Annotated in this window: 22 protein-coding genes and 1 pseudogene; 5 read left to right on the forward strand and 18 right to left on the reverse strand. The window is 42.2% G+C overall.

What is annotated here, in order from left to right; translation table 11 throughout:
• Positions 1-242 precede the first annotated feature (242 nt).
• The 9 genes and pseudogenes from ACE3JL_RS16600 to ACE3JL_RS16640 all read right to left on the reverse strand — a co-directional run bounded on the left by ACE3JL_RS16600 (position 243) and on the right by ACE3JL_RS16640 (position 8,461).
• Entirely contained in the window at positions 243-2,633 is a 2,391-nt protein-coding gene (locus ACE3JL_RS16600; protein ID WP_375327951.1) for a GUN4 domain-containing protein, read from the reverse strand.
• A gap of 197 nt (positions 2,634-2,830) precedes the next feature.
• Positions 2,831-3,103: pseudogene (locus ACE3JL_RS16605) on the reverse strand (ATPase); the annotation flags it as partial.
• Between the two features lie 306 nt (positions 3,104-3,409).
• Positions 3,410-3,676, reverse strand: coding sequence for a type II toxin-antitoxin system mRNA interferase toxin, RelE/StbE family (locus ACE3JL_RS16610; RefSeq protein WP_002763162.1), 267 nt, complete (start codon positions 3,674-3,676; stop codon positions 3,410-3,412).
• Positions 3,676-3,936: a hypothetical protein gene (locus ACE3JL_RS16615; RefSeq protein ID WP_150977998.1), complete on the reverse strand. Its 261-nt coding sequence runs from the start codon at positions 3,934-3,936 to the stop codon at positions 3,676-3,678. Before ACE3JL_RS16615 ends, ACE3JL_RS16610 begins: the two co-directional genes overlap by 1 nt.
• Positions 3,937-4,277: 341 nt before the next feature.
• Positions 4,278-5,231: an asparaginase gene (locus ACE3JL_RS16620; protein WP_271988699.1), complete on the reverse strand. Its 954-nt coding sequence runs from the start codon at positions 5,229-5,231 to the stop codon at positions 4,278-4,280.
• Positions 5,232-5,246: 15 nt separating this feature from the next.
• Positions 5,247-5,750, reverse strand: a complete 504-nt coding sequence (locus ACE3JL_RS16625; protein ID WP_271988698.1) for a CGLD27 family protein — start codon at positions 5,748-5,750, stop codon at positions 5,247-5,249.
• 5 nt (positions 5,751-5,755) lie between these two features.
• Positions 5,756-6,160, reverse strand: a complete 405-nt coding sequence (gene rsfS / locus ACE3JL_RS16630; RefSeq protein WP_002788101.1) for a ribosome silencing factor — start codon at positions 6,158-6,160, stop codon at positions 5,756-5,758.
• 55 nt (positions 6,161-6,215) lie between these two features.
• A complete protein-coding gene (gene yqeK / locus ACE3JL_RS16635) occupies positions 6,216-6,812 on the reverse strand; it encodes a bis(5'-nucleosyl)-tetraphosphatase (symmetrical) YqeK (protein ID WP_375327952.1) in 597 nt (198 codons plus the stop codon).
• A gap of 80 nt (positions 6,813-6,892) precedes the next feature.
• Positions 6,893-8,461 (reverse strand): YcjF family protein, encoded by a 1,569-nt coding sequence (locus ACE3JL_RS16640; protein WP_375327953.1) that lies wholly within the window; start codon positions 8,459-8,461, stop codon positions 6,893-6,895.
• A 90-nt stretch (positions 8,462-8,551) separates the two neighbouring features.
• On the opposite strand from ACE3JL_RS16640, the gene ACE3JL_RS16645 reads away from it, so the two are divergent.
• The 4 genes from ACE3JL_RS16645 to secF all read left to right on the forward strand — a co-directional run bounded on the left by ACE3JL_RS16645 (position 8,552) and on the right by secF (position 13,463).
• Positions 8,552-9,739, forward strand: coding sequence for an RNA-guided endonuclease InsQ/TnpB family protein (locus tag ACE3JL_RS16645; protein ID WP_375327954.1), 1,188 nt, complete (start codon positions 8,552-8,554; stop codon positions 9,737-9,739).
• A gap of 260 nt (positions 9,740-9,999) precedes the next feature.
• A complete protein-coding gene (locus ACE3JL_RS16650) occupies positions 10,000-10,983 on the forward strand; it encodes an alpha-ketoacid dehydrogenase subunit beta (RefSeq protein WP_002742584.1) in 984 nt (327 codons plus the stop codon).
• 26 nt (positions 10,984-11,009) lie between these two features.
• Positions 11,010-12,416 (forward strand): protein translocase subunit SecD, encoded by a 1,407-nt coding sequence (secD, locus tag ACE3JL_RS16655; RefSeq protein ID WP_375327955.1) that lies wholly within the window; start codon positions 11,010-11,012, stop codon positions 12,414-12,416.
• Positions 12,417-12,530: 114 nt separating this feature from the next.
• Positions 12,531-13,463, forward strand: a complete 933-nt coding sequence (gene secF, locus ACE3JL_RS16660; RefSeq protein WP_375327956.1) for a protein translocase subunit SecF — start codon at positions 12,531-12,533, stop codon at positions 13,461-13,463.
• On the opposite strand, the gene ACE3JL_RS16665 is transcribed toward secF, so the two are convergent.
• The 7 genes from ACE3JL_RS16665 to ACE3JL_RS16695 form a co-directional block, all read right to left on the reverse strand.
• Entirely contained in the window at positions 13,460-13,786 is a 327-nt protein-coding gene (locus ACE3JL_RS16665) for a helix-turn-helix domain-containing protein (protein ID WP_271988483.1), read from the reverse strand. The genes secF and ACE3JL_RS16665 overlap by 4 nt on opposite strands.
• A 203-nt stretch (positions 13,787-13,989) precedes the next feature.
• Positions 13,990-14,163: a hypothetical protein gene (locus tag ACE3JL_RS16670; RefSeq protein WP_260441960.1), complete on the reverse strand. Its 174-nt coding sequence runs from the start codon at positions 14,161-14,163 to the stop codon at positions 13,990-13,992.
• A 40-nt stretch (positions 14,164-14,203) separates the two neighbouring features.
• Entirely contained in the window at positions 14,204-14,623 is a 420-nt protein-coding gene (locus tag ACE3JL_RS16675; RefSeq protein ID WP_375327957.1) for a hypothetical protein, read from the reverse strand.
• A gap of 238 nt (positions 14,624-14,861) precedes the next feature.
• Complete coding sequence (locus ACE3JL_RS16680; protein ID WP_150977987.1) at positions 14,862-15,347, reverse strand: crossover junction endodeoxyribonuclease RuvC; 486 nt, start codon at positions 15,345-15,347, stop codon at positions 14,862-14,864.
• A 3-nt stretch (positions 15,348-15,350) separates the two neighbouring features.
• Positions 15,351-16,454, reverse strand: coding sequence for a non-hydrolyzing UDP-N-acetylglucosamine 2-epimerase (gene wecB, locus ACE3JL_RS16685; RefSeq protein WP_271988485.1), 1,104 nt, complete (start codon positions 16,452-16,454; stop codon positions 15,351-15,353).
• Positions 16,455-16,576: 122 nt separating this feature from the next.
• Positions 16,577-17,911, reverse strand: a complete 1,335-nt coding sequence (locus ACE3JL_RS16690; RefSeq protein WP_375327958.1) for an MlaD family protein — start codon at positions 17,909-17,911, stop codon at positions 16,577-16,579.
• A 46-nt stretch (positions 17,912-17,957) separates the two neighbouring features.
• Positions 17,958-18,740 (reverse strand): ABC transporter ATP-binding protein, encoded by a 783-nt coding sequence (locus ACE3JL_RS16695; RefSeq protein WP_271988487.1) that lies wholly within the window; start codon positions 18,738-18,740, stop codon positions 17,958-17,960.
• Positions 18,741-18,991: 251 nt separating this feature from the next.
• On the opposite strand from ACE3JL_RS16695, the gene ACE3JL_RS16700 reads away from it, so the two are divergent.
• Positions 18,992-21,562 (forward strand): TIGR03960 family B12-binding radical SAM protein, encoded by a 2,571-nt coding sequence (locus ACE3JL_RS16700; RefSeq protein WP_375327959.1) that lies wholly within the window; start codon positions 18,992-18,994, stop codon positions 21,560-21,562.
• A 219-nt stretch (positions 21,563-21,781) separates the two neighbouring features.
• Here the strand turns inward: ACE3JL_RS16700 and ACE3JL_RS16705 are convergent, their stop codons facing one another.
• Both ACE3JL_RS16705 and ACE3JL_RS16710 read right to left on the reverse strand, forming a co-directional pair.
• Entirely contained in the window at positions 21,782-22,996 is a 1,215-nt protein-coding gene (locus ACE3JL_RS16705) for a type II secretion system F family protein (protein WP_271988489.1), read from the reverse strand.
• 116 nt (positions 22,997-23,112) lie between these two features.
• A complete protein-coding gene (locus tag ACE3JL_RS16710; RefSeq protein WP_271988490.1) occupies positions 23,113-24,219 on the reverse strand; it encodes a type IV pilus twitching motility protein PilT in 1,107 nt (368 codons plus the stop codon).
• Positions 24,220-24,334 lie beyond the last annotated feature (115 nt).

The raw sequence follows: 24,334 nt of genomic DNA on the forward strand, positions 1-24,334 counted from the left end.
TTTTTTATTAAAAAATCAGGTGTTATTGTTGATAAGTTTTGCTGTTAGCAGGGGAATTTTGGGGGGCAGTTTTGAGGTTTGATCCCCCCAACCCCCCTTGATAAGGGGGGCTTTTTACTGGTTGAATTTGATCCCCCCAACCCCCCTTGATAAGGGGGGCTTTTTACTGGTTTAAGATGATGGGTTAATTGCATAGGTTTGATCCCCCCAACCCCCCTTGATAAGGGGGGCTTTTTACTGGTTTAAGATGTATAAGTCTGTGATATATTACAGGTTACAAGTCTCCCTACAAGTCTCTGTGCGGGAAGAGAGATTCTAATTTCTACCCCTCGATCTACCCACTCTCTTATATCCCAAGCATATATCAGGTGAGGTAGGTATGCGTGTTGACTACCCTCTAATAAAAAAGTTAGCTGATCATAGCTCAACCAGTCTCCGCTCCTGCGCCAACCCACCTCGTCGGCAAATTTTTCATACACCTCATAATAATCATACTCTCCTGGGACACCACCGCAATCCAGCCAGACTTTTTTCTGCACAGAAAAGCCAAATTTGCCGCGGCTATTATCTACCCAGAGCTTATCAATCGTGCGTAACTCTTCACAGGGAAAGTTGTTAATGCTTTCTTCATCTAGCCAGCCTTCATCTTCCCTTTTAGCAATTAACAACATTAACCGCATCGTTTCCTCATCGGCTTCGCGCCATTGCCCATTTTTCAGATAGGTTTCTAGTTGGGTAAAGAGAGAAGTCTGTCGTTTTTGTTCTAAAAATTCCAAACCTCGACGTTTTTTAACAGGTAATTCTCGATAACATCGCTCCGCTAATCCCTGAGCTTTAGGATTAGATTGATTATAAAAATAGACAATAAAATCAGTCGGATTAGTCAATAAAGTGGCATACATAATGCAAGCCTCGTACCAGAGATTTTGCTCCCAATTTTCCTTGAGTAAATTTTCTTGCTTTAACCGTTTAATCTCCAAAGCAATTAAATAGGACTGAAAAAGATTATGGGCAAACTCATAGTATTCATCCTTTTTCAAAATTAACTCACTCACATGAATTAACCGCTCTACAAAATCCTTAGCCGAAGTGCTTTCAGGATAACCCAATTCCTGAATAAAATTTTGTGTAGAACTCAGTAATTCCGAATATTCAATCGTGGTTGTATTTCCCATTTTCAGGGCTAATTGTTGTAATACCCGTTGACGATGATTTTCCTCATTATTATCTAAAATCATATCAATGCCCCTAGCTTGAGGGCGAGTGATCAATTGCAGATCAAAAATTCGGCGAAATAAATCCACTCGTTGCTGAGGTAATTTTTGTCCCGAGCCAAAGTTTGCCCGATGTAACTGTACTATCATATTCAGATTTAAGGGATTTCTCGCCAAGGATAATAGAGTAGAACTTTCCCCAGAATCATCGAGAGCAAATAACTGATTAATTAAATCCTTTGCTTTATTATCGGCAGCTTCTTGTTTAGCTTTTAAACTTCTGCTAACTCTGGTTTCCTGCTCTTGCCAGAAATACCATTTATACACAAAATCCCGAATATTTTTATCGGTAAATTCATTAATAAACACCTTTTGCCGAGGTTTATACTCAGAGCTAAACGCTTGATAGCCTTTCGGACGAGAAGTTAAAATAAAATAGTTTTGGCGAAAATCTTGCCACTGTTTGCCAATCCATTGACTGACTTTTTCGGCATATTCGGGTTTAATTTCATCAAAACCATCAAACATCACTAACATTTGCTGACGGGTTAAATGACTTTTAGCCCAGTTCTCAGGTAAATCTAATTCTTGAGAAATATCTTGTTTAAGATGTCGCTCAATTAAGGTCGGTAAATCCAATCCTTCTGTGGTGGTAATCACTTCCTGCCATCTCCGTAAACGTAAAAAGACAGGAATTAAAAAAGGTGCATTTTGTTTCGGTTGTTTTAGAGCGTAGTTATAGGCTAAATGACGCAATAAAGTCGTTTTTCCTCGGCCACCAGGAGCCAGAATTAACAACCGTAAATTTGTCCTCTTTTTAGCCCGTCGCAATAAATCCCAAATATCATCCCCCGTACCTTTAGACTCTTCTTCTGAGCGCAGTTCTAATTGACTCAGATCCAAATTAATAAAAATTTCTTCTAGTTCTGGGTTAGAAAAACCAAAGATTGCATCTTCAATCCCTTCAATATCATCATAACGACAATCTGAATCCCGTAATTTAATTAAATATTTCCCGTCAGGATTAGCTAATTGCCAACGTATTTTTTCCAGTCCTTTGTCTAGCCAAACAAAAAAGCTTAAAGCTGTACCTTTACCGTGATCTTTACCTTTGGTTCTTGCCACTTCTAAAAACGCTTTACTCCAGGCTGATCCGTAGGTAAAAAAGCCCGTGACGATAAAAGTGACTCCCCCGACAATAATCGCCTTAACCGTGTCATGTTGACTAAGCCAAGTTAAGCCGCCTGTAATGCTACCCCCGATAATTGGAAGGGAAGGAGCGGAGGTTCGGAGTTGATGGGCAACAAAAGCAGTGATTTTTCCCGTCCAAACTTCAGCCTGTTTACTTTCCTGTTCAAAATCTGATTCTTTTTTCTCTTCAGATTCGGATGCTTCTGGCTTTGTGGTTTTATCGTCCATAAACCCCCTTTGATCAACCTCTTCTAATTATACTAGACCCCTTTAGAGTGGTGTTATTGGCTTATAAGTAGGTAGGCGTTAAAAATTATCAGACACCCCCCTTATCAAGGGGGGCAGGGGGGATCGAACCTAAAATCCATTTTTAATTTAATTATAATCAGCTACTTAACTATATTATAAGTGATGTTGCTGGGGAGTTACTCAAATCCTTCTAGTTGCGATCGCACTAATTCTAGGGGAAGTTTTAAAACTCTAGCAATTTGTTCCATAGTTAATCCTTCTTTGATTAATTCGGGAATGGTTTCTAATTTAGCTTGTTGATAAATATTAGACTGCTTTAATTCCTTTTCTGATAGCCCTGTACAGATATTACCTTTGTTAATTTGAATACTATTGATAATATTAGAAAAATTAGAATGATAATATCTTTGTAAACTAGATTTAATGTTAGCCTTGCTGACTTCCTCTCCGCGTTCGCCGAAAAAAGTACAAGGGTTTTGAGTATCTATTTCGATTTGTCAACGTTTGTTCCTCGGACTTTTTTGGAAAAAAAGCGGCTCTCTTGGGTTTGGTGGGTAAAATGTGTTCTAAGATACACTCCTCTTGGCGACGGAGTGGAACGAACCACAAAGACACAAAGGACACAAAGATTGAGCGATCATAATGTAAGTTAAACTTATCACACAGAACCTAGAAGAGCCAAAAAGCTCAAAACCCTTTTCTAGCAGAGCTTACATTTGTATTCAGCAAGCTCTACTTAAACGATTGACCGAATATTAAAATAAATCCCCATGGGAACCAGAGCGCACTAAAAAAAGATGGGTGTCTGTGATTTTATAAATTAAAAGCCAGTCTGGTTCTAGGTGACAATCCCTATATCCATTCCAGTTTCCCATCAAAGCGTGATCTTTGTATTTAGGTTCTAGTTCTTGCTTTTGAAGTAATTTATCAATGACATTTTTCAGTTTGGTCATATCTTTTCCCCGTTTTTGCAGTCGTTTAATATCTTTCTTAAAGCGATTTTCAAAAATGGGTAATAACATTAAATTCCTAGCTGCTGATACAGTTCAACTTGATCTTGGCAAACAGTTAAGTTTTTTTGCTCTTCAATATTCTGAATAGCTTGTTGAGTTTTTTCGTTAAAATCACTTATGGTATAAATCCCTTCTGCAATTCGTCGTTCTTTTTCCGCTTCTTCTAAAAATTCAGCTAGGTGTTTTTTTAGATAGGTTGCCAGGCTATCTTGTTGTTCTTCAGAAAGCATTGCAATTTGCTCGAAAGTTTCTTGAATTAATTTAGTCATAGGTATTGTACTCCGAAGTTCAGTTTTTGAGGAAAAAAATCAAGATTCAAATACTGCCCTAACACACCAAAAAAAAGTTTTTGTTCTAAGTAGCTGGTTATAATTAAATTGAAGATAGATTTTGGGTTCGATCCCCCCTGCCCCCCTTGATAAGGGGGGTGCCGATAGGCGGGGGGATCTCCCCTTGATAAGGGGGGTGCCGATAGGCGGGGGGATCTCCCCTTGATAAGGGGGGTGCCGATAGGCGGGGGGATCTCCCCTTGATAAGGGGGGTGCTGATCCCCCCTTAGTCCCCCCTTAATAAGGGGGGTATCTGACAATTTTTAACAGCTACCCACTATTTATAATAAAGCCATTTCTCCCACCACTTCCAAGCGGGTATAACTGCCGATTTTAAGGAATTTTTCCGAGAGAGATTCGGCCACATTGGGAGTAATCCAACCTAACTGTTTAAGAATTTGCAAAGCGGCCGCATATTTAGCCCGTTTGGAACCATCTAAAGCTTTAATTGCTAATCCTAAACCTTCACCGACGCGCCCAATACATTGAATCCCTTCGGCCCCGGCTTTACTGACGATTTCCCCTTGGCTAATCTGCATTAATTCCGTATCAAAAGCCCCTTCTCCTGCTACCATGCGGGGATGATAGGTCATCGCCCGGACGATTCTTTCTAAGTCTAAACGGTTGCCAGAGGCTAACTGGGCGTAGAGATGGGCCATTTGCCCCAACTGCATTGAATAGGTGGGCGCACCGCAGTCATCGTGGGCGCTGATTAATTCATCTCCCGGCATTCCCAATAATTCGGCAATTTTGCTTAAAATTAGCTTTTGTATCTGACTAGAACGCCGCAGATAGGTATTTAATGGCCAGCCCCGCTGTTGACACACTGCTAACATCCCGGCGTGTTTACCAGAACAATTGTACTGCAAGCGACTGCGTTTACCGGACGGGAGGGGACATTGCAGGGCGTTGGGATCGATATCGGCGCGCCAGAGAATATTAAAGACTTGACGGGCGTGTTCCACTGTGCCTTGGTGAGAACTACAGATAATGGCTAGATCCTTATCGTTGAGATCGTAGCGTTCGAGGGTGCCGGTACTGATGACAGCCAGTGCTTGAAAAGGTTTTAGGGCCGAACGAATAAAGGCGCTAGTTTCGGCGCTGCCGGCGGTGGATAATACCCGGCCGCGGTCATCGCAAATAGCGGCCTCGACATGATGGACCGATTCAATAATACCTTCCCGGAGAAGATGAATTTCTAAGCGGTGGGTTGGTGAACGTTTTACCCTATTCATTCAGATTGGTTGCGGTTAGTGAGTGAAAAATAGCCAGAAAAGACCACTGATAGCGACAATTGCCCCTAGAATCAGGGCGGTTTTTTGTAAACGCTGGAGAATGGGCTGGATTTGATAGGAGACGATTAAACGATCGCGGGCTAAAATGGCGGCGGTTTTTGTCCAGATTTGGCCATCATACCAGCCCGACTCTTCATAAAATACTTTCTCTGATTGCAAGCGGTCATAGACGTAGATCCAGCCTAGATACAAGCGCAATAACACCAATCCTACCAAAATTGTCGAGCCAAAAATCCCCGCACAGAAGAAGAGAAAAGGGGCTTTTTTGAGGGGAAAACTAGCGGCGGCAATCGGTCCGACAATTAACCATGTCCATAACCATAACCAGACAATTTTTTTTGTATAAGAGGCTACATCTAGCGTCGCCCAACGAAAAAACCAAGATTCTTTTAATTGTTCGTACTCGTTAACCGGCTGCTGTTCTTCCGGGACGGGACAGAAATCAAGGGAGGATTTCATGGATTCTACTCCTCTAAATGGTCGCTAGGTAGAGGAATCCGTTGGGCATGACCCCAAAATGCTTCTAAATTATAAAATTCTCGCTCTTTTGGTAAAAAGATATGGACAATGATATCGCCATAATCCATCAGGATCCAGCTACCTTCGCTTTTTCCTTCCACTTGTCGGGGAGATTGTTGCCATTCTAGTTCCATAGCAGCTTCGATCGCATCCTCGATCGCTCGCACTTGGGTGGTAGAATAGCCGGTAATAATCAGAAAATAATCGGTTAAATAACAGATATCGGTGACTTTCAGGATGGCGATGTCCCCTGCTTTCTTGTCCTCGGCAGCGGTAACAATTGTCTCTAGAAATTGTTCGGTCTTGAGATTTTCGGCGACAGGGGTAATAATTCCAGTGGGATTGGTCATTCAGTTTGTGGTCATCCTTTGGCTGAGGTGGTTGTAAGGGAGTCTTGAGATTATGTTAATCAATGGGTTTAGTTTTTGTTGGTTGTTCTTTAACAATTTGTAACGCCCAGTTGCGGGTTAGCACGGTGCGGGGATGAATGGGACAATGGCTACTTAAAAGATATTTTAGGGAATAATCGCAGGTTTGTTGAAGGCTTTTATGGAGATTTTGATAGCTGAGTTGTCGTAGGGCGTTTAATTCGGGTGTATCGCCGCGATTGGGTTCCAAGGCATCGGCAATAAAGACTATACAGCTAAGATCGCTCATATTGGGTTTACCGAGGGTGTGATTGCGAATTGCTTCGAGAATTTCCTCATCGGTAACGTTAAATTCTTTTTTGGCGACAATTGCACTTACATCGGCGTGGAGTAAGTGGGGATGGGATAAACAGATATTATCCACCTCTATTCCCGCCGATTCTGCCATTTTTAGCAGTTTTTTGGGCTTGAAAAATTTAGCCAGATCGTGCATTAGCCCCGCTTGCCCTGCTTGGACGGGATCGAGATCGTGATGACGAGCTAAATCAATACACATGGTCTCCACACCGAGAATATGTCGCAGACGGTGTTCGTTGACGTTTTCTTTTAACCAGTCGATAACTTGCTGTCGCATCTTTTTTTTGCCCTTGTGGAACCCCAGAACGATTGTAACAATTACTATACAATTTTGCCTATCACTCCTGGGTTCGATCTTTACCAATCATCCTCGCGACTAGCTTCTAAAACTTCTTCTTGTTGCCAATCATCCTGAAAAGGTTGTACCACTTTACCGATCGCATCGGCCACAAAAGACTTAATAAATTCTTCCTTGCGACTAAGTTGAAATTGTCTTTGTACCACTTCCGTCATACCACCATCACCCCAGTCTTGATCGTGACGGAAATATTCAATAAAACTTTTGCCAGCAATGCGGGTTAAATAGGCGGCACTGACCCCTTGAATTGCCTTACCGACTATATAGGTAGTAAAGTTTAATTGTAGGATTCTGGCTAATAATTCTACCGCTCCTTTCACTACTCCCAAACTAACTAGAGTTTTGCCTAAAGATAGAGCCAATTCCTTGCCTCGATCGCTGTTAATTTCACAGCCATAAACTTGACCAATTTCCCTGACCATTTGAGCATTAACCGCCGCAGTTGCTAACAGATCGAACACTGGTAAGGGAGTCACTGCAATCACTCCCGCACCAATCCACTGATAGCGATCGATAATTTTATCAGCTTGGCGACGACGTTGGCGATCAATAATTTTCCTAGCTTCTTCTCCTAATCTTTGGGATTGTAAGAGGATATTATCCGCCACTAAATCCTCCCCTTCGGCCCGTAAAACTGAAGCCAAACGTTTAATTAAAGCTAAAATATCTGGTTCTGGTGTGATGATTTGTCCACTGGTTAACTGTACTGGTTGGGGATTAGCGGTAACGGCAATAATATCCGCGGAAAGAATCACTCCTTTTAGACGTTCTCGTAATTGTTTTAAAATAATGTCTCGATCTTCGTCGCTATAAAGATCAATTTTATTAAAGACTAAGAGAGAACGTTTACCAATATCAATTAAGCGCAATAAAGGGCCGTATTCCGATTGTCGAATATCGTTATCAATGACAAATAAAAGTAAATCTGCTTCCGTGGCTAATTGTCGCGCTAACTGTTCCCTTTGACCTCCAGCTGCACCAATTTCGAGAATGCCGGGGGTATCGGTAATTTGAATTTCCCGATTCACACCTTTCATTTTTAAACTATAGGTTTCCCCTTTTTCCGTGGTTCCCATGGTTGCCTCCACATTGCCCACCATTTGACCGATGAGGGCGTTAATTAGGGAGGTTTTTCCCGCCGATCCTGTGCCGAAAACAATGATTTTAACTTCTTTTCTAACTAAACTTCGCTCAATTTCTTGGGAACGCTTAATAAAAACCTGTTGGGTTACTTTATCTTGAATTTGCTCCACTTGTTGCCGGATAGCTTTTAAGGTTTCCCCGGCGGCCTCGGTTTTTTCTACTGGTAATTTTAGGGGTGGACGGGAGGAAGAACGCAACCCGCGGCGACTTTTTTGCTGCTGGGGCAGCAGATAAAAGTAGTACAGAAGAACGTAAATGAGCAAGCCCAGCAGTCCGATAATCAGCAAAAGCAGAATATTAGCTAAGATAGGAGCGGTAAAGGCGATCTGGATGTAAAGACGATAGATAGAGTTGACTAACCACAACATTAATCCGAAAATAAAGCTCAGACCAATGATTAAAGCGGCAAGACGGGGTAATTTCATCGAAAATTTGGGTCTGAAACACCGCCGTTTTACGGCGGCTTTACCGTTAAATACTAGCGCATTTACACGATATATTCTAGAATGTGAGGTATGGAAAAAGCCTATTCGTTTCGATTTTACCCCACACCAGAACAAGAGTCGCTATTGCGGCGCACATTGGGCTGTGTAAGATTGGTTTACAACAAAGCTCTCCACGAACGAACACAAGCATGGTACGAAAGACAAGAAAGAGTAGGCTACGCTCAAACTTCTTCAATGTTGACCGATTGGAAAAAACAAGAAGAATTAGACTTTCTCAATGAAGTAAGCTGTGTACCTTTACAACAAGGGTTAAGACATTTACAAACAGCTTTCACTAATTTCTTTGCTGGTCGTAATAAGTATCCTAACTTTAAGAAAAAACATCAGGGAGGAAGTGCCGAATTTACCAAGTCAGCTTTTAAATTCAAAGACAAACAAATCTATTTAGCTAAATGCACAGAACCCTTACCTATTCGATGGTCAAGACAAATACCAGAAAGCTGTGAACCAAGCACGGTAACAGTCAGATTACATCCTTCTGGACGTTGGCATATCTCAATAAGATTTGATGACCCAACGATTAAGCCATTACCAGTAACAGATAAAGCCATCGGAATTGACTTAGGAATTAGTAGCCTAGTAATTACCAGCGATGGCGATAAAGTATCTAATCCTAAGCACTTTAAAAAGCATTATCGGAGACTGCGAAAAGCGCAAAAAAATCTTTCTCGAAAACAGAAAGGCTCAAAGAATCGAGAAAAAGCGAGAATCAAAGTAGCAAGGATTCACGCTCAAATCACCGATAGTAGAAAAGACTATTTACATAAGCTAACCACTCAATTAGTTCGTGAAAATCAAACGATTGTGGTTGAGAATTTAGCCGTCAAGAATATGGTCAAAAACCCGAAGTTATCTCAGGCAATATCTGACGTTAGTTGGGGAGAAATAACCCGACAATTAGCCTATAAATGCCGTTGGTATGGGAGAAATTACATCGAAATAGATAGATGGTTTCCTAGTTCTAAGCGGTGTAGTAATTGCGGGTATATTACTGAGAAAATGCCGTTAAATGTTCGAGAATGGGACTGTCCAGACTGTGGGACTCACCATGACCGAGATATTAACGCGAGTAAAAACATTTTGGCCGCAGGGCTTGCGGTGTCAGTCTGTAGAGCGACCATAAGACCAGAACAGAGTAAATCTGTTAAGGCAGGTGCGAAAAATCCTTCGGGAAAGAAGCAGAAACTCAAATCGTGAGGTTTGGGAATCACCGTCCGTTTACGGCGGCGAGGATGTCAACAGCTTTAACGGTAGGGGATTGCTTAATCTTGATCTTAGTTCTTTGCCGGCCGATTGTCGGGAACTAGAATAGACTATTATCTATAGTTAGGGCTTGCTAAAAAAGTTTTTCGTGGGGTGTGGGGTGTGGGGTACGATTTCCTATTCCCTGGGACCAGAAAAGAGGTAAGATAATAAGTTTAGTGATAAGATGACCGAATTGTAAGCGGGGACTTGATATGGCAGAAACCCTATTATTTAATGCTTTGCGACAGGCGATCGATGAGGAAATGGGCCGCGACCAGACAGTATTTGTTTTGGGTGAAGATGTGGGTCATTACGGTGGTTCCTACAAAGTTACCAAAGATCTCTACAAAAAATATGGCGATTTAAGGGTTTTAGATACTCCCATCGCTGAAAATAGTTTTACAGGCATGGCAGTGGGGGCAGCCATGACGGGATTGCGTCCGATTATTGAAGGCATGAATATGGGTTTTCTTTTGCTTGCCTTTAACCAAATTGCCAACAATGCCGGGATGTTACGTTATACTTCTGGCGGTAATTTTAAAATCCCCATGGTTATCCGCGGTCCGGGGGGTGTGGGGAGACAATTAGGGGCGGAACATTCCCAACGTTTAGAGGCCTATTTTCACGCGGTACCGGGCCTAAAAATTGTCGCTTGTTCCACTCCCTACAATGCCAAAGGTTTATTAAAATCGGCGATTAGAGATAATAACCCCGTGCTTTTCTTTGAACACGTTCTTCTCTATAATCTCAAGGAAAATTTACCTGATAGCGAGTATCTTTTACCCCTCGATAAAGCGGAAATCGTTCGTAAAGGAGAAGATATAACTATTCTCACCTATTCGCGGATGCGTCATCACTGTTTACAGGCATTAAAACAGTTAGAAAAAGATGGCTATGATCCAGAAATTATCGATTTAATTTCCCTGAAACCCTTTGATATGGAGACGATCGCTGCTTCGATTCGCAAGACTCATAGGGTGATTATTGTGGAAGAATGTATGAAAACGGCGGGAATTGCTTCCGAGTTAATTGCTTTAATTAATGAGCAGTTATTCGATGAATTGGATGCCCCCGTGTTAAGATTATCTTCCCAAGATATCCCCACACCTTATAACGGTAATCTAGAAAGATTGACGATTATTCAACCTAATCAAATTGTCGAAGCTGTCCAAAAAATGGTCGGCGATCGCATTTAACAAATTCTCCTTTTGATACTGAAGTTATGCAGAGACAAAATTGGTTATTGTTACTGATCATCGGCCTAGTTGTTGCCTCGATCTTTATCCTGATTAAGTTACCCCTACAATTAGGTTTAGACTTGCGCGGTGGTAGTCAATTAACCATTCAGGTTAAACCCACTGAAACCGTGACAACCATTCAACCTAATGATTTAAAAGCCGTACAAAATGTGATTGAAAATCGCGTTAATGCCCTCGGTGTTTCTGAATCATTAGTGCAGACTGTGGACAGTAAAAATCAGGTAATTGTGCAACTACCCGGGGTCACAGATCCCAAAGAAGCTGAGAGAAACCTAAATGTTCAGGCCCAATTAGAATTTCGTCAGCAGAAACAAGGTACAGAAGGAGAATTTCGGGCTGAATATTCAATTTTTCAACAAAAAAAAGCGGAATTAGCCGCCCTTAAAGCGGAAAATAAACCCGAAAATGCCGCTAAAATTGCCGAACTAGAACAATCTCTCCAGAAATCTAAAGAGGCAATTTTAAATTTATTTGAATCGGTGGACTTAACTGGAAAAAATCTGCAAAATGCCACCATTAGTTCCACCCAAGGCACTAACTGGGAAGTAGCCATTACTTTCGACTCGGAAGGGGGCAGTAAATTTGCCGAACTGACTAAAGCGATCGCGGGTACTGGTCGCAGTATTGGCATTTTCCTCGATAATGAATTAATTAGCGCCCCTGTGGTTGGTGTGGAGTTTGCCCAAACGGGAATCACAGGGGGCCGGGCCGTGATTACTGGTAATTTTACCGCCGAAACTGCCAACGATCTAGCGATTCAATTGCGCGGTGGTTCCCTACCTTTCCCTGTCAAAGTGGAGGAAATTCGTACCGTCGGGGCAACTTTAGGCCAGGATAGCATCCGTCGCAGTATCTACGCTGGTTTAGTGGGTTTACTGTTAGTTTTAATCTTTATGGCGGTTTATTACCGTTTACCCGGAATTATAGCTGATATTTCCCTGATTATCTATACTATCCTTGCGCTGGGAGCTTTTGCCCTAGTGGGAGTCACCATGACGTTACCCGGTATTGCTGGATTTATCCTCAGTATCGGCATGGCAGTTGATGCGAATGTACTAATTTTTGAGCGTACCCGGGAGGAATTAAGGGCCGGAAAATCCCTATTTCGGGCGGTGGAGTCGGGATTTTATCGGGCTTTTTCCAGTATTCTTGATAGTAATGTTACTACTTTAATCGCCTGTGCTGCCCTATTTTGGTTGGGTTCGGGATTAGTCAAGGGTTTTGCTTTAACTTTAGCCATTGGGGTAGCTGTGAGTATGTTTACTGCTTTAACCTGTAGTCGTACTCTCCTGTTAATCACCGTCTTAAACGTCCCCAGCGTCCGTCAAAAACCCCAACTTTTCTGCCCTAATTTACCGACAAATCAGTAGGGTGGGTTAGGCGACGACAAGTTATGCTGTTAACCAATAATTTCATATTCGCCGTAACCCACCGATTGCCACTCCCTACTCCCCAAATTCCCTTTTTCCTTTTACTTAATCAATATGGCATTTCGCGTTACAAAACAGCGTAAATTTTGGTGGACAGTCTCGTCCCTGCTGACAATTGGTAGTATTTTGGCCATGGTGATTTCTTGGTTCACTATTCAAGCGCCTTTGCGACCGAGTTTAGATTTTGTTGGTGGTACGAGAATTCAGATAGAATTAGCCTGTGCCAAAAAGAATAACTGTGAGAAACCCTTAACTACTGCCGAAGTGCAAGTGATTTTAGACGAGGAGGGATTGGGTAACAGTAGTGTGCAGGTGTTGGATAAATATACTTTATCGGTGCGGACGAAAACCCTCGTAGAAGAACAGAGAACGAAATTACTCGACACCTTAAATCAGAAAATTGGCACCTTTGACCCCGAAACCAGTCAAATCGATACAGTTGGGCCGACCATCGGTCAAGAATTATTTAGGTCAGGATTTTTAGCTTTATTAGTTTCCTTTTTTGGCATTGCCGCCTATCTCAGCTTCCGTTTTCAACGGGATTACGCTTTTTTTGCCATTGTCGCCCTGCTGCACGACGTTTTGATCACTTTAGGGGTCTTTGCGGTTTTAGGCTTAATTGCGGGGGTAGAAGTGGATAGTTTATTTTTGGTTTCCCTCTTGACAATTGTGGGTTTTTCTGTTAATGACACAGTGGTAATTTATGATCGCGTGCGGGAAAATTTTGTCAATACCCCCGAATTATCCGTGGATGAAATTGTCGATAATGCGGTCAGTCAAACCCTAAGTCGTTCGATTAATACTACCCTGACCACTTTATTGCCTCTGGTGGCGATTTTTCTCTTTGGTGGCAGCACCTTAAAATATTTTGCCCTAGCTTTAATTATCGGTTTCGTAGCCGGGGCCTATTCGAGTATTTTTATCGCTAGTACTCTACTAGCTTGGTGGCGCGGTCGTTCCAATCGAACTACACTCAATTACAGTTAGGATGCCATTGGTGAAGAATCAGTGGGTCTTGGATAGGTCGTAATAGTAATTTCAACCTGTTGATTGAGACGACCCAAAATTGATATCAAACGGTCAATAGTAAAGCGTCCCAAATTAGCACGGCGAATCTGGACAAATTCACTGTGATTAATTCCAGTTCGCACTTGAGCATCGCGGGTTGATAAGTCTTCCTTCTCCAGAACCTTGATAATTTCAGCAGCAAGCAGTGCTTTCGCTTGTCGCAGCACGTCCGCATCTACATCGCCAAAATCGCGGTACACATTCCCGCTACCTTGTACCAGTTCAAATTGTTCTTCACTCATGAGAGTTCCTCCTTCAATCGCTTGAGCCGTGCTTTGATAACTGATACCACCGGTCAAGCCCCATTATATCTGTTGAAGTTTTTGCTTGTGTCAATCAAAGCGGCAATCCCATGATAATATCTGGCAGTGCGATTGCTAATCTTGTAGGTTAGGCCCGTTGTGGGTCAACAATAAATATATTTTCGTAACAGAAAGCTCATGATTCATGGATGATAAGCCGTAATAACCAGACTTCTATCGGCACTATAAATTGCTTCAACACGACGAAAACTAGAATGATTCCACCAGACTTTAATTCTATTTCCCTTGGCTGGAGCAGACCCAACAACGGTATAACCAGCATTGAACATCAATTGTTCAAAAACTTCTGCTGGCATTGTTTTAGATGAAATGAGAGAAAGACCATCAATTTGATGCTTATCGAGGGTCATAACTCCCTTTATAGGTTGTAAAAATTTGATAACCAGGTAAAACTAAGCTGATACCAGCAAAACTATGTATTGTTCCTGGATAACTTTCTTCTGCATCACTACCCCCCAATCGCCAACAAAAAGAACCCAACCAAATATAAAAGCCTGGAATCAGTGCGTCCATCGAATAGGCAATATCTTTTAACTGAGGGTTAACTTCGTTTGATGATCCCTTTTTTTGAGAAACTTTTATTTTCATTATTTTAAACTTATACTTATTTAAGAATGATACCATATTTTTGTTAGCATTGACGATGACAATTATCACAATGTCAACACTTAAATCCTTTGGCGCGATTGCTAATACTAAATCCCTTGAGTAACGCACAGAAAACGGGTTTCTCCGAGAAACCCGTTTTCTACTCATGCAAAAGGCAAAATGGAGAATAAACAATCAGTTTTTAATAACTGGATTTAGTATAATATGGTAGGTTGGGCTTCGGCCGTGAGCTTTTGCCGAACGGTTGAAGCATGAAACCCAACGCTAATCAAAGATATTTGAAAGCCTTATTATCTTCAACCGTCCCATCGAACTAAGATAGTGCAAGCTTAAAGATTGCTGTTAGTCACCAGCTAAATTTTTTGACCAATTGCGTCAAATTGCCTCAAGAGATTTGATTGCGAACACCACTGAAAGCGGCGTATGCGATCGCTATAGCATCTACAGCATCATTAATGGGCATTTTTGTCAATCCGAATAAATACTTAATTTGTTCGGACACCTCAGCTTTAGTGGCCCTACCATGGCCGAGATGACATTTCCAACTAGCTTGATGGAGGAAAATCGGTTCAATTCCCCCATCGCGACAGCTAACCAGATTGATAATTCCCAATGCTTGCAGGACTCCACCGGCTGCCTTGATTTGCCGGTTAAAAAAGGGCATTTCCACGGCAATTTCCCCCGGTTTATATTCTGCGATTAACTCCTTTAAATCCCGTTCAATTTCGATTAAACGCTGGGCAGTAGAAAGATTTTTAGAAGTTTCGATCGTGCCATAATCGACTAAAATCGGCATTAACTCACTATTATCCCGGAGAATAGCCCAACCGACAATCGCTAATCCGGGGTCGATACCCAACCAAGTAGTCATAGATTAAGCCAAAAAATCTTGGACGATTTCGAGGATTCTTTGGGATGCTTGTCCATCTCCAAAAGGATTAATGGCATTAGCCATACGATCATAGGCGATTTTATCCCTTAATAATTCTCCCGCTTCGGCTAAAATTTGCTCGGGATTTGTCCCAATTAATTTCGCTGTTCCCGCTTGCACTGCTTCCGGTCTTTCTGTGGTTTCTCGCAATACTAAAACCGGTTTTCCTAAACTGGGTGCTTCTTCTTGAATGCCCCCAGAATCAGTTAATAATAAATAACAGCGTTGAATCGCCCCCACTAACTCGGCATAATCGAGAGGTTCAGTTAAAAATACCCTGGGATGATTGCCCAAAGCGGACTGAATTGGTTCTCGGACGGTGGGATTGCGATGTAGGGGTAATAATAGGGCTGTATCGGCATATTTTTCTAGTAACAAAGTAAATCCTTTGATAATATCCTGTAAGGGTTCGCCCCAATTTTCCCGGCGGTGAACCGTGGCTAATAAAACCCGATAATCTGACCAATTTAAGCCGAAAATTTGACATTCTGGTGCGGTTTTGGCTACGGTTAATAAAGCATCAATAACCGTATTGCCGGTGTGGTGAATATTTCCTGTCACCCCAGATTTTTGTAAATTTTCTACGGCTAAAGTTGTGGGAGCAAAATGTAGGGTAGTCAGTTGAGAAATTAGGCGACGATTAGCTTCTTCGGGATAGGGATTATAGATATCATTAGTTCTTAATCCTGCCTCCACATGAGCGATAGGAATTTGTTGATAAAAGGCCGCTAAAGTGGCAGCAAAAGCGGTAGTAGTATCACCTTGCACAATAATTAAATCTGGTTTTATGCGATCAAAAACTGTTTCTAAACCCCGTAAACTGCGGCAAGTAATATCAGTTAAAGTTTGACGAGTTTGCATAATATCGAGATTTTCATCGGCTTTTAAAGCAAATAATTCCATCACCTGCGCCACCATTTCTTTATGCTGTCCCGTCAGAATTACATGGGTTTGAAACTGTTGCGATTCTTGAAAAGCACGAATAACGGGAGCTAATTTAATCGCTTCGGGACGAGTTCCAAGAGTAATACAAATTGATTTCAACATATTATTATCAGTTATCAGTTATTTTAGCCGTCAGGAGACAGGAGACAGGAGATGATTTTTATTTATTCTCCCTAATTCATAATTCATAATTCATAATTCACCGCTTGAATTGTGCTGTTTTGTCATTTTTCACCCGTGGGGGTTTGTTGAACGATAACTTGGGGATAGAGTTGCATTTGCTGAGGATTTAAAGAAGGTCGAGAGATGGTCAAAACTTTTTGTTTAGCTAACTCTTGAGTCATGGTATCTAAAGTTTGAGCGATACGCAAATTATATTCTAATTGTTCCCCAGAAGAAAGCAGATTACTTAAGCCATCGATTAAACGTCTTAAATTCTCGCGAAATTGGGGATCACCGATTAACTCATCAATATCGGAGGTGATTTTTTGAGTATTTTCAAAAGTCACCCGAGCAGATTCGAGAGTTTTTTGCAGCACGACTATTGTAGCAGGATCGTTAATAGTTTTAGTAATTTCTCGTAAATTATTCGATGTCTCCACCGCATTATTCAAAATCGTCTCAATATTTTGCATGACTTGTTTAGTATCAATTTCATCTAAACCAGCATTCAACCTCAGGGCGGTATTATTGAGATTATTAGTGAGACTGCCAATACCTAAACTAGCTTGATTAAGATTATCGAGAGTATTAACAATTTGTCCCCGATTTTCGCTGAGAACAGCATTAAGATTAGCGACTAATTGGGAAGATTGTTGAAAAGTTCTGCTGATTTGACTGCGATTTTCCTGAACGGTATTATCTAAAGTATTGACAAAACGGGAGGCATTATTAGCCGTATTAGTTACCGAGCTACTGGTGGCAGCTAATTCCAAAGATAGACGAGAAATTTCTCTTTGAGCATTACGGATAGTTTGGGAGGTATCATCGGATAAACGGGCGATTTTTTGGGCTGCTATAGCGGTATTTTTGGTGACATCATTGAGATTACCCACAAATTCAGGACTGGTAAAAGTATCCACTAAACGACCAACACTAGACATTAATTGTGTTCCTATTGTCCCCTGTAAACGAGTATTATTACAGAGAATTAACTGTTGATCACAGTCGGGACTCAGAGGGTCGAGATTTTTGGCCTCAGCACTTAGAGAAACTAAGGGAGTAATATCGATGGCTGCCTCCCCAATTAATCCGGAAAGATTGGTAGTAACAGTTACTTTCCTAGGTATAACTAAAGTAGCAGAAGCAATCTCGGCAATAACCTCTACTTGATTACTCCCCGGGATAAAACTCGTAATTCTTCCCACTCTCACCCCGCGAAAACGTACCGGCGCCCCGACTTGTAACCCTTCCACGTCAGCAAACTCGAAGATTAATTGATAGGTTCTTTGACCAAATCCTCCCCCGCGAACCCAGATAGCGAGCGCCCCAAAGACCAATAATCCGCCTAGGGCAAACAAACCTAGTCTTCCTTCCCGTAAAGCTCGCGAACTCTGCATGATTTTTCTCTCATTCTCGATATTTCTTAATTTAGCTTAATCTAGCTTAAACTATTGTTCTAATCGGGCCTTCAATGCTGGCACTAAAAAATTGCCGAATCATGGGATGATCGGTACGATCGATATCTGCCACTACTCCCTGCCATTGCACTTTTCCCTGATAGAGAAATACTACTCGATCGGCGGTGCGTCGGATGGTACTTTGTTGGTGAGAAACCATGACATAGGTGTTCGCAGATCCCGATTTTTCGTGGAGAGTCCGCACTAGATCCTCGATAATTGTAGAAGCTATTGGGTCTAATCCGGCGGTAGGTTCATCATACAGCAGTAATTCGGGATTATCGGCCCGATTATCGGGATTAGTGATAATAGCGCGGGCAAAAGCCACCCGTTTACGCATTCCTCCCGATAGTTCCGAGGGATAAAGGTCACTAATTCCCTGTAAACCGACCATTTCCAAGCTTTTTTCCACTAATTCCCTAATTCTGGCTTTTTTTAAATTAGTTTGTTCATAAAGATAAAAACCGACATTTTCCCCGACGGTGAGAGAATCAAACAGGGCCGTTTGTTGAAAAACTAAGGAAGTTCGCATCGCTTCTCGACCATCTTCTAGCAATCCCTGACGTAATTGACCTTTAATACGAATTTCTCCCGCATTTATCCCCGTTAATCCCGCAATTACTCGTAAAACCGTCGATTTTCCCGTTCCCGATGGACCGATAATTACCAGGGCCTCCCCTCGATAAATGGTTAAATCTAAACCTTCGAGAATAACGTTATCCCCGAATCTTTTCGATACTCCTCTCAATTCAATTAACGGTTCTTTCATCGTTGCTTAATTATCTTATAGCCTCTGGAATTTTAGGGAGATGGGGTGTGGGGTGTGGGGTGTGGGGAATTGGGGAATTGGGGTAGTGGGGTAAATAGGGAAGTGGGGAAGCTGTCTCATCACCCTATCACCCTATCACCCCAAAACCCTATCACCCCAAAACCCTGTATCCTGTCTCCTGAATACTGACTCGATTCTGGCTGCTATAGTAGAAAAGCATCCATTGCTGACGATATCTGAGGTAGATTGCCGTGACTATTGCTTTAGACCAACTGCTCACCCCCGACATTTTTCGACCAGCGCGTTATTTGGGCAACGAGTTAGGCGCTAAACATAAAGAATGGGCAAGTGCCGTGGTTCGTTGGGTGTTAACCTATCCGGAAGTGTACGAAGTGGGGGCATCTAACCTCGGCCATATTATCCTCTACAATATCCTCAATGCACAACCTCGCCAACTCTGCGATCGCACTTATTTACCCGCACCAGATTTAGCCCAAAAACTCAAACAGACAAAAACCCCCCTATTTGCCCTAGAATCCCGTCGTTGCCTCACAGATTTTGATATTCTCGGTTTTAGTCTTAGTTACGAGCTAGGAGCTACCAATATTTTAGAAATGCTCGACCTAGCGGCAATTCCCTTGACTTGGAGAGAAAGAGACTCGGGTAACTATCCGCTAATTTTTGCCGGGGGACAAACTGCCACCTCTAACCCCGAACCCTACGCCGACTTTTTTGATTTTATCGCCCTCGGTGATGGCGAAGAATTATTGCCAGAAATCGGTTTAATTTTAGAAGAAGGTAAACTAGCTAATCTAAGCAAAGAAGAACTATTACTAGATTTAGCCCAAATTCCGGGGGTATATGTGCCGCGTTTCTACGATGTCACCCCAATCGGTGCAGTTATCCCCAATCGTGACGATGTACCGCAAAGAATTTTACGCCGGGTAGCCACTCCTATTCCAGCCTATTCTATCGGTTTAGTTCCCTTCGTGGAAACGGTTCACGATCGCCTGGTGGTAGAAATTCGTCGCGGTTGCACTCGGGGATGTCGTTTTTGTCAACCGGGGATGTTAACCCGTCCTGCGCGGGATGTGCAACCGGAAGCAGTCATCGAATCGATTGAAAAAGGAATGCGAGCGACAGGATATAATGAATTTTCTTTATTATCTCTCAGTTGCTCCGATTATCTAGCTCTACCTGCCGTAGGTATGGAGATTAAAAACCGTCTCCAGAATGAGAATATATCTCTATCCTTACCCAGTCAAAGAGTCGATCGCTTTGACGAAAATATTGCTAACATAATTGGGGGCAACCGTCAATCGGGTTTAACCTTTGCACCGGAAGCGGGAACCCAACGGATGCGCGATGTGATTAACAAAGGGTTAACCAACGAAGAATTACTCAGAGGGATAAAAACTGCTGTCGAACAGGGTTGGGATAAGGTCAAACTCTATTTTATGATCGGTTTGCCAGGGGAAACCGATGTGGATGTCATCGGTATCGTGGAAACGGTGCGTTGGTTGCGTCGGGAATGTCGTTTACCGAAGCGGAAACCCCTCGATTTTACCCTAACTATCTCGAATTTTACCCCTAAACCCCATACCCCCTTCCAGTGGCATTCCGTCTCGACGGCCGAATTTATCCGCAAACAGGAGTTATTAAGACAGGAATTCCAGGGTATGAGAGGGGTAAAAGTCAATTATACCGATGTCCGCATCTCGGCTATGGAAGATTTTATCGGTCGCGGTGACAGAAGTTTAGGGAAAGTGGTACTGCGCGCTTGGCAATTGGGAGCCGGGATGGATGCTTGGTGGGATAATACAGAAAAAGCCTATCAAGCATGGTCACAGGCGATCGAAGAATCCGGTTTAACTTGGAAATATCGTCAGGTAGAACAGGGAGAATGGAATATTTTTGCCGATACAGACAAAGATATTTTAGAGCGTCCTTTGCCCTGGGATCATCTGGATACCGGTATCGATAAAAAATGGCTAGAGGAGGACTTAAAACGCGCTCTAGACGCGGCAACGGTTCCCGATTGTTCTTTTGAGGGTTGTTCCCATTGTGGCGTTTGTAGCGTCGATTTTGGCCATAATATCGTTATTGAAGCGCCTGCGATTCCCGCTTTTGCCGGACATTTTCAACCCAATCAAGAACGCGCCCAAAGAATTCGGGTTTGGTTTGGCAAAATTGGCGAAATAGCTCTAGTTAGCCACTTGGATCTCGTGCGTTTATTTGATCGCGTCGTCCGTCGGGCTGCTATTCCCATTTCCTTTACCGGTGGATTCCACCCCGGTCCGCGCATTTCGATCGCCAATGCTTTATCCTTAGGAGCAACCAGTAGCGGTGAGATTGTCGATTTTGAATTGACAAAAGTGATCGATTTAGAGACCTTTAAACAGCAGTTAAGAGCGCAATTACCCGCAGATTTACCAGTTTATCAGGTGGAAGAAATTCCCTTAAATGCCCCGGCTGCCACCCGTTTGTTAGAAAAAGCCGAGTATTTGCTCACTTTTAATAGCGAGGGAATTGACTACCAACAGTGGCAAAATTGGATCGAGGCAATTAAGCAAGCAACGGTGATGGAACGGGAAAAAACCACCAAATCCGGCAAAAAAGTTACGATTAATCTGCGAGAACAATTATATGAATTAGAGTTAAAAACTGTTGACAAACAAGCCGTTTTGTGCTATGTGGGCAGTTGTCGCAATGATGGCACTTTACTACAGCCTGATCATATCGTCGAGATGTTAGAAAGGGTTTCTGGCCAAGAAATTTCGCTGCTTAATTTTCATCGTCAGCGCTTGATTTTAGGAGCTTAACCATCGTAAACTGTTCCCTTTATGCTCTAACCCAGAGAATCAACTAATCTTGATCGACTAATTCCAAGGAATCATCAACCAAAGCTGGCCGGTAATTTTGCACAACCAAAAGTTTCCTAAGACACAGATTCACCTAATCAAATAAAAGGAGATGAAAATTAAAATCTGGCTGATTTCAAGCTACCGGCAATAATCACTGATAACTGATCACTGATAAACTTATCCCAAGGCATCAAAGATTTTAAACATGGGCAGGTACATAGACAAAAGAATAGTTCCCACTATCCCCGCAATACCAACCATCATCAAGGGTTCAATGATACTGGTTAAAGCTTTAACGGCCTGTTCCACCTCATCTTCGTAGAAATCTGCCACTTTCATCATCATGCCATCTAATTCTCCCGTTTCCTCCCCAATGCTAATCATTTGAATGGCCAAAGCTGGGAAAACATTGGCTTTTTGTAGGGCTAAACTCATCATTCCCCCTTGCTGAATTTCCGTTTTGGCACCAGCGATCGCATTGGCAATTACTTGATTCCCCACCGTATTACAAACTATATCAAGGGAACTCAAAATCGGGACACCAGAACGCGTCAGAGTCCCAAAAACCCGACAGAATCTAGCTACAGCCGATTTTTCATTCAAATCACCAAAAAGGGGCATTTTAAGGAAAAACCAGTCAATTTGCAGACGACCCATCGGAGTTTTGTAATAGCGACGCAGTAAAAAAACCGTGGCAGTAATGGTGACAATCGGAATTAAAATCAACCAACTACGCATCACACCACTTAAAAAGAGCATAAATTGGGTTAAAGCTGGTAGCGGGACCTTTAAATCGCTGAAAATTTTCGCAAACACGGGAATTAAAAAAATTGTCATCCCAAAAAACACAGTCACCGCCAAAATTCCCACCGCTACTGGATAAGTCATCGCTGATTTAATCTGGTTTTTCAAGCGGGCCATATCTTCCAAAAGTTTCGAGAGACGGTTCAGCACTTCATCAAGTACTCCTCCCGTCTCTCCAGCTTCGATCATACTGACATAAAGTTCATCAAAACACTCCGGATGTTTGGCCATCGCTTCCGATAACGGACTTCCTTGCTGTACCTCAGCACTAATCGCTTGTAAGGCCTTTTTCATCTTGGGATTACCGCATTGATCACCCAAAACTCCCAAACATCTCACAATCGCCACACCAGCATTAATCATCACCGAAAATTGACGAGAAAAAACCGCTTTATCTTTGATGGAAATGCTGGTAAACATCAACTCTAAACCAGAAAGATCGATCTCTACCCCCGCTTTTTTGACTTTACCGACGGCAGCATATTTTGCCTTCAGCATCATCCGGGCCTGTTCGGGAGACATGGCCTCAACTTTCTCTTGGAAAACTTTTCCAGATCTGTTTTTAACTTGTGCGACAAAAGTAGGCATAGGACAAATCAGTTATCAGTTATCAGTTAGCCATCAGGAGTCAGGAGATTATTTTTATTTATTGTCCCTGCTTCGGTACTCCCCAATCTCCTATACTTTTTAAACAGTATTTATCATTAGAAACGGTCTTTAGTTTTGGCGTTAGCGCTGGCCCCAGCGACAAGACGTTGTAATTCATCGGGTTTACCGCTTTTAGAAATTGCCTCTTCAAAGGAGATAACACCGCTAACAACTAAATTAGCCAATCCCTGTTCCATGGTTTGCATTCCTAACTTCATTCCCGTTTGAATTGCTGAATACACTTGGGGGGCTTTTCCTTCGCGAATTAGGTTAGCAATCGCTGGAGTTACCACCATGATTTCCTGTACCATTGCCCGGCCAAATTCCCCCGGTTTAGGATTTTTTTTCTTGACTAGGTTTTGACTAAAAACTGCTAGTAAAGAATTGGATAACATGGCGCGAATTTGTGCCTGTTGGTTAGCAGGAAAAACGTCAATAATCCGATCCACTGTTCCCGAGGCTGAGCTAGTGTGTAGAGTTCCGAAGACTAAGTGACCAGTTTCTGCCGCAGTAATTGCCAGACTAATTGTTTCTAAATCCCGCATTTCTCCCACAAGAATAATATCAGGATCTTCCCGTAAAGCTGCTTTTAAAGCGTTAGCAAAACTCTTGGTATCTTCTCCTTTTTGTCGTTGGTGAAATAGACTTTTTATATTAGGAAAAACGTATTCAATTGGGTCTTCTACAGTTAAAATATGCTCATATCTAGTTCGATTAATTAAGTCTAAAATTGCCGCTAAAGTGGTAGTTTTACCTGAACCTGTTTGACCAGTTACGAGAATTAATCCCCGCGGTCTTTCCGATAATTCCCGAACTATAACCGGTAAATTTAATTGTTCAAAATTAGGAATTTTAGACGACAAAGCTCGTAAACAAGCTGCATAAGCCCCCCTTTCTTTATAAACATTTACCCTAAATCTTGCTAATCCTTTTACCCCATAAGAACAGTCTAGCTCCCAATTTTGCTCTAACTCTTTTCTTTGGGTATTGTTGAGCATACTAAAAATCAACTTCTGACAATCTTGCGGAGTTAAAGATTCTTCATTAATCGGGGAAAGTTTACCACTAATGCGAAAATAGACTGGCGCACCAGACTGAATGTGCATATCAGAACCGCCCATCTCGACCAATTGTTCCATTAAATCTTCGATCATTAATTCCATAAGTTAAACCCCATCTATAGTGAACAGTAACCAGTAACTGGTGAAAAGACATTGGAAGAGTGCTATTTAAGACTACTAACTTAATACTCCTTACTTAAAACTCAAATCTCATAAC

It is taken from the genome of Microcystis sp. BLCC-F210 (genome assembly GCF_042134685.1).
Lineage (GTDB): Bacteria > Cyanobacteriota > Cyanobacteriia > Cyanobacteriales > Microcystaceae > Microcystis > Microcystis aeruginosa_D.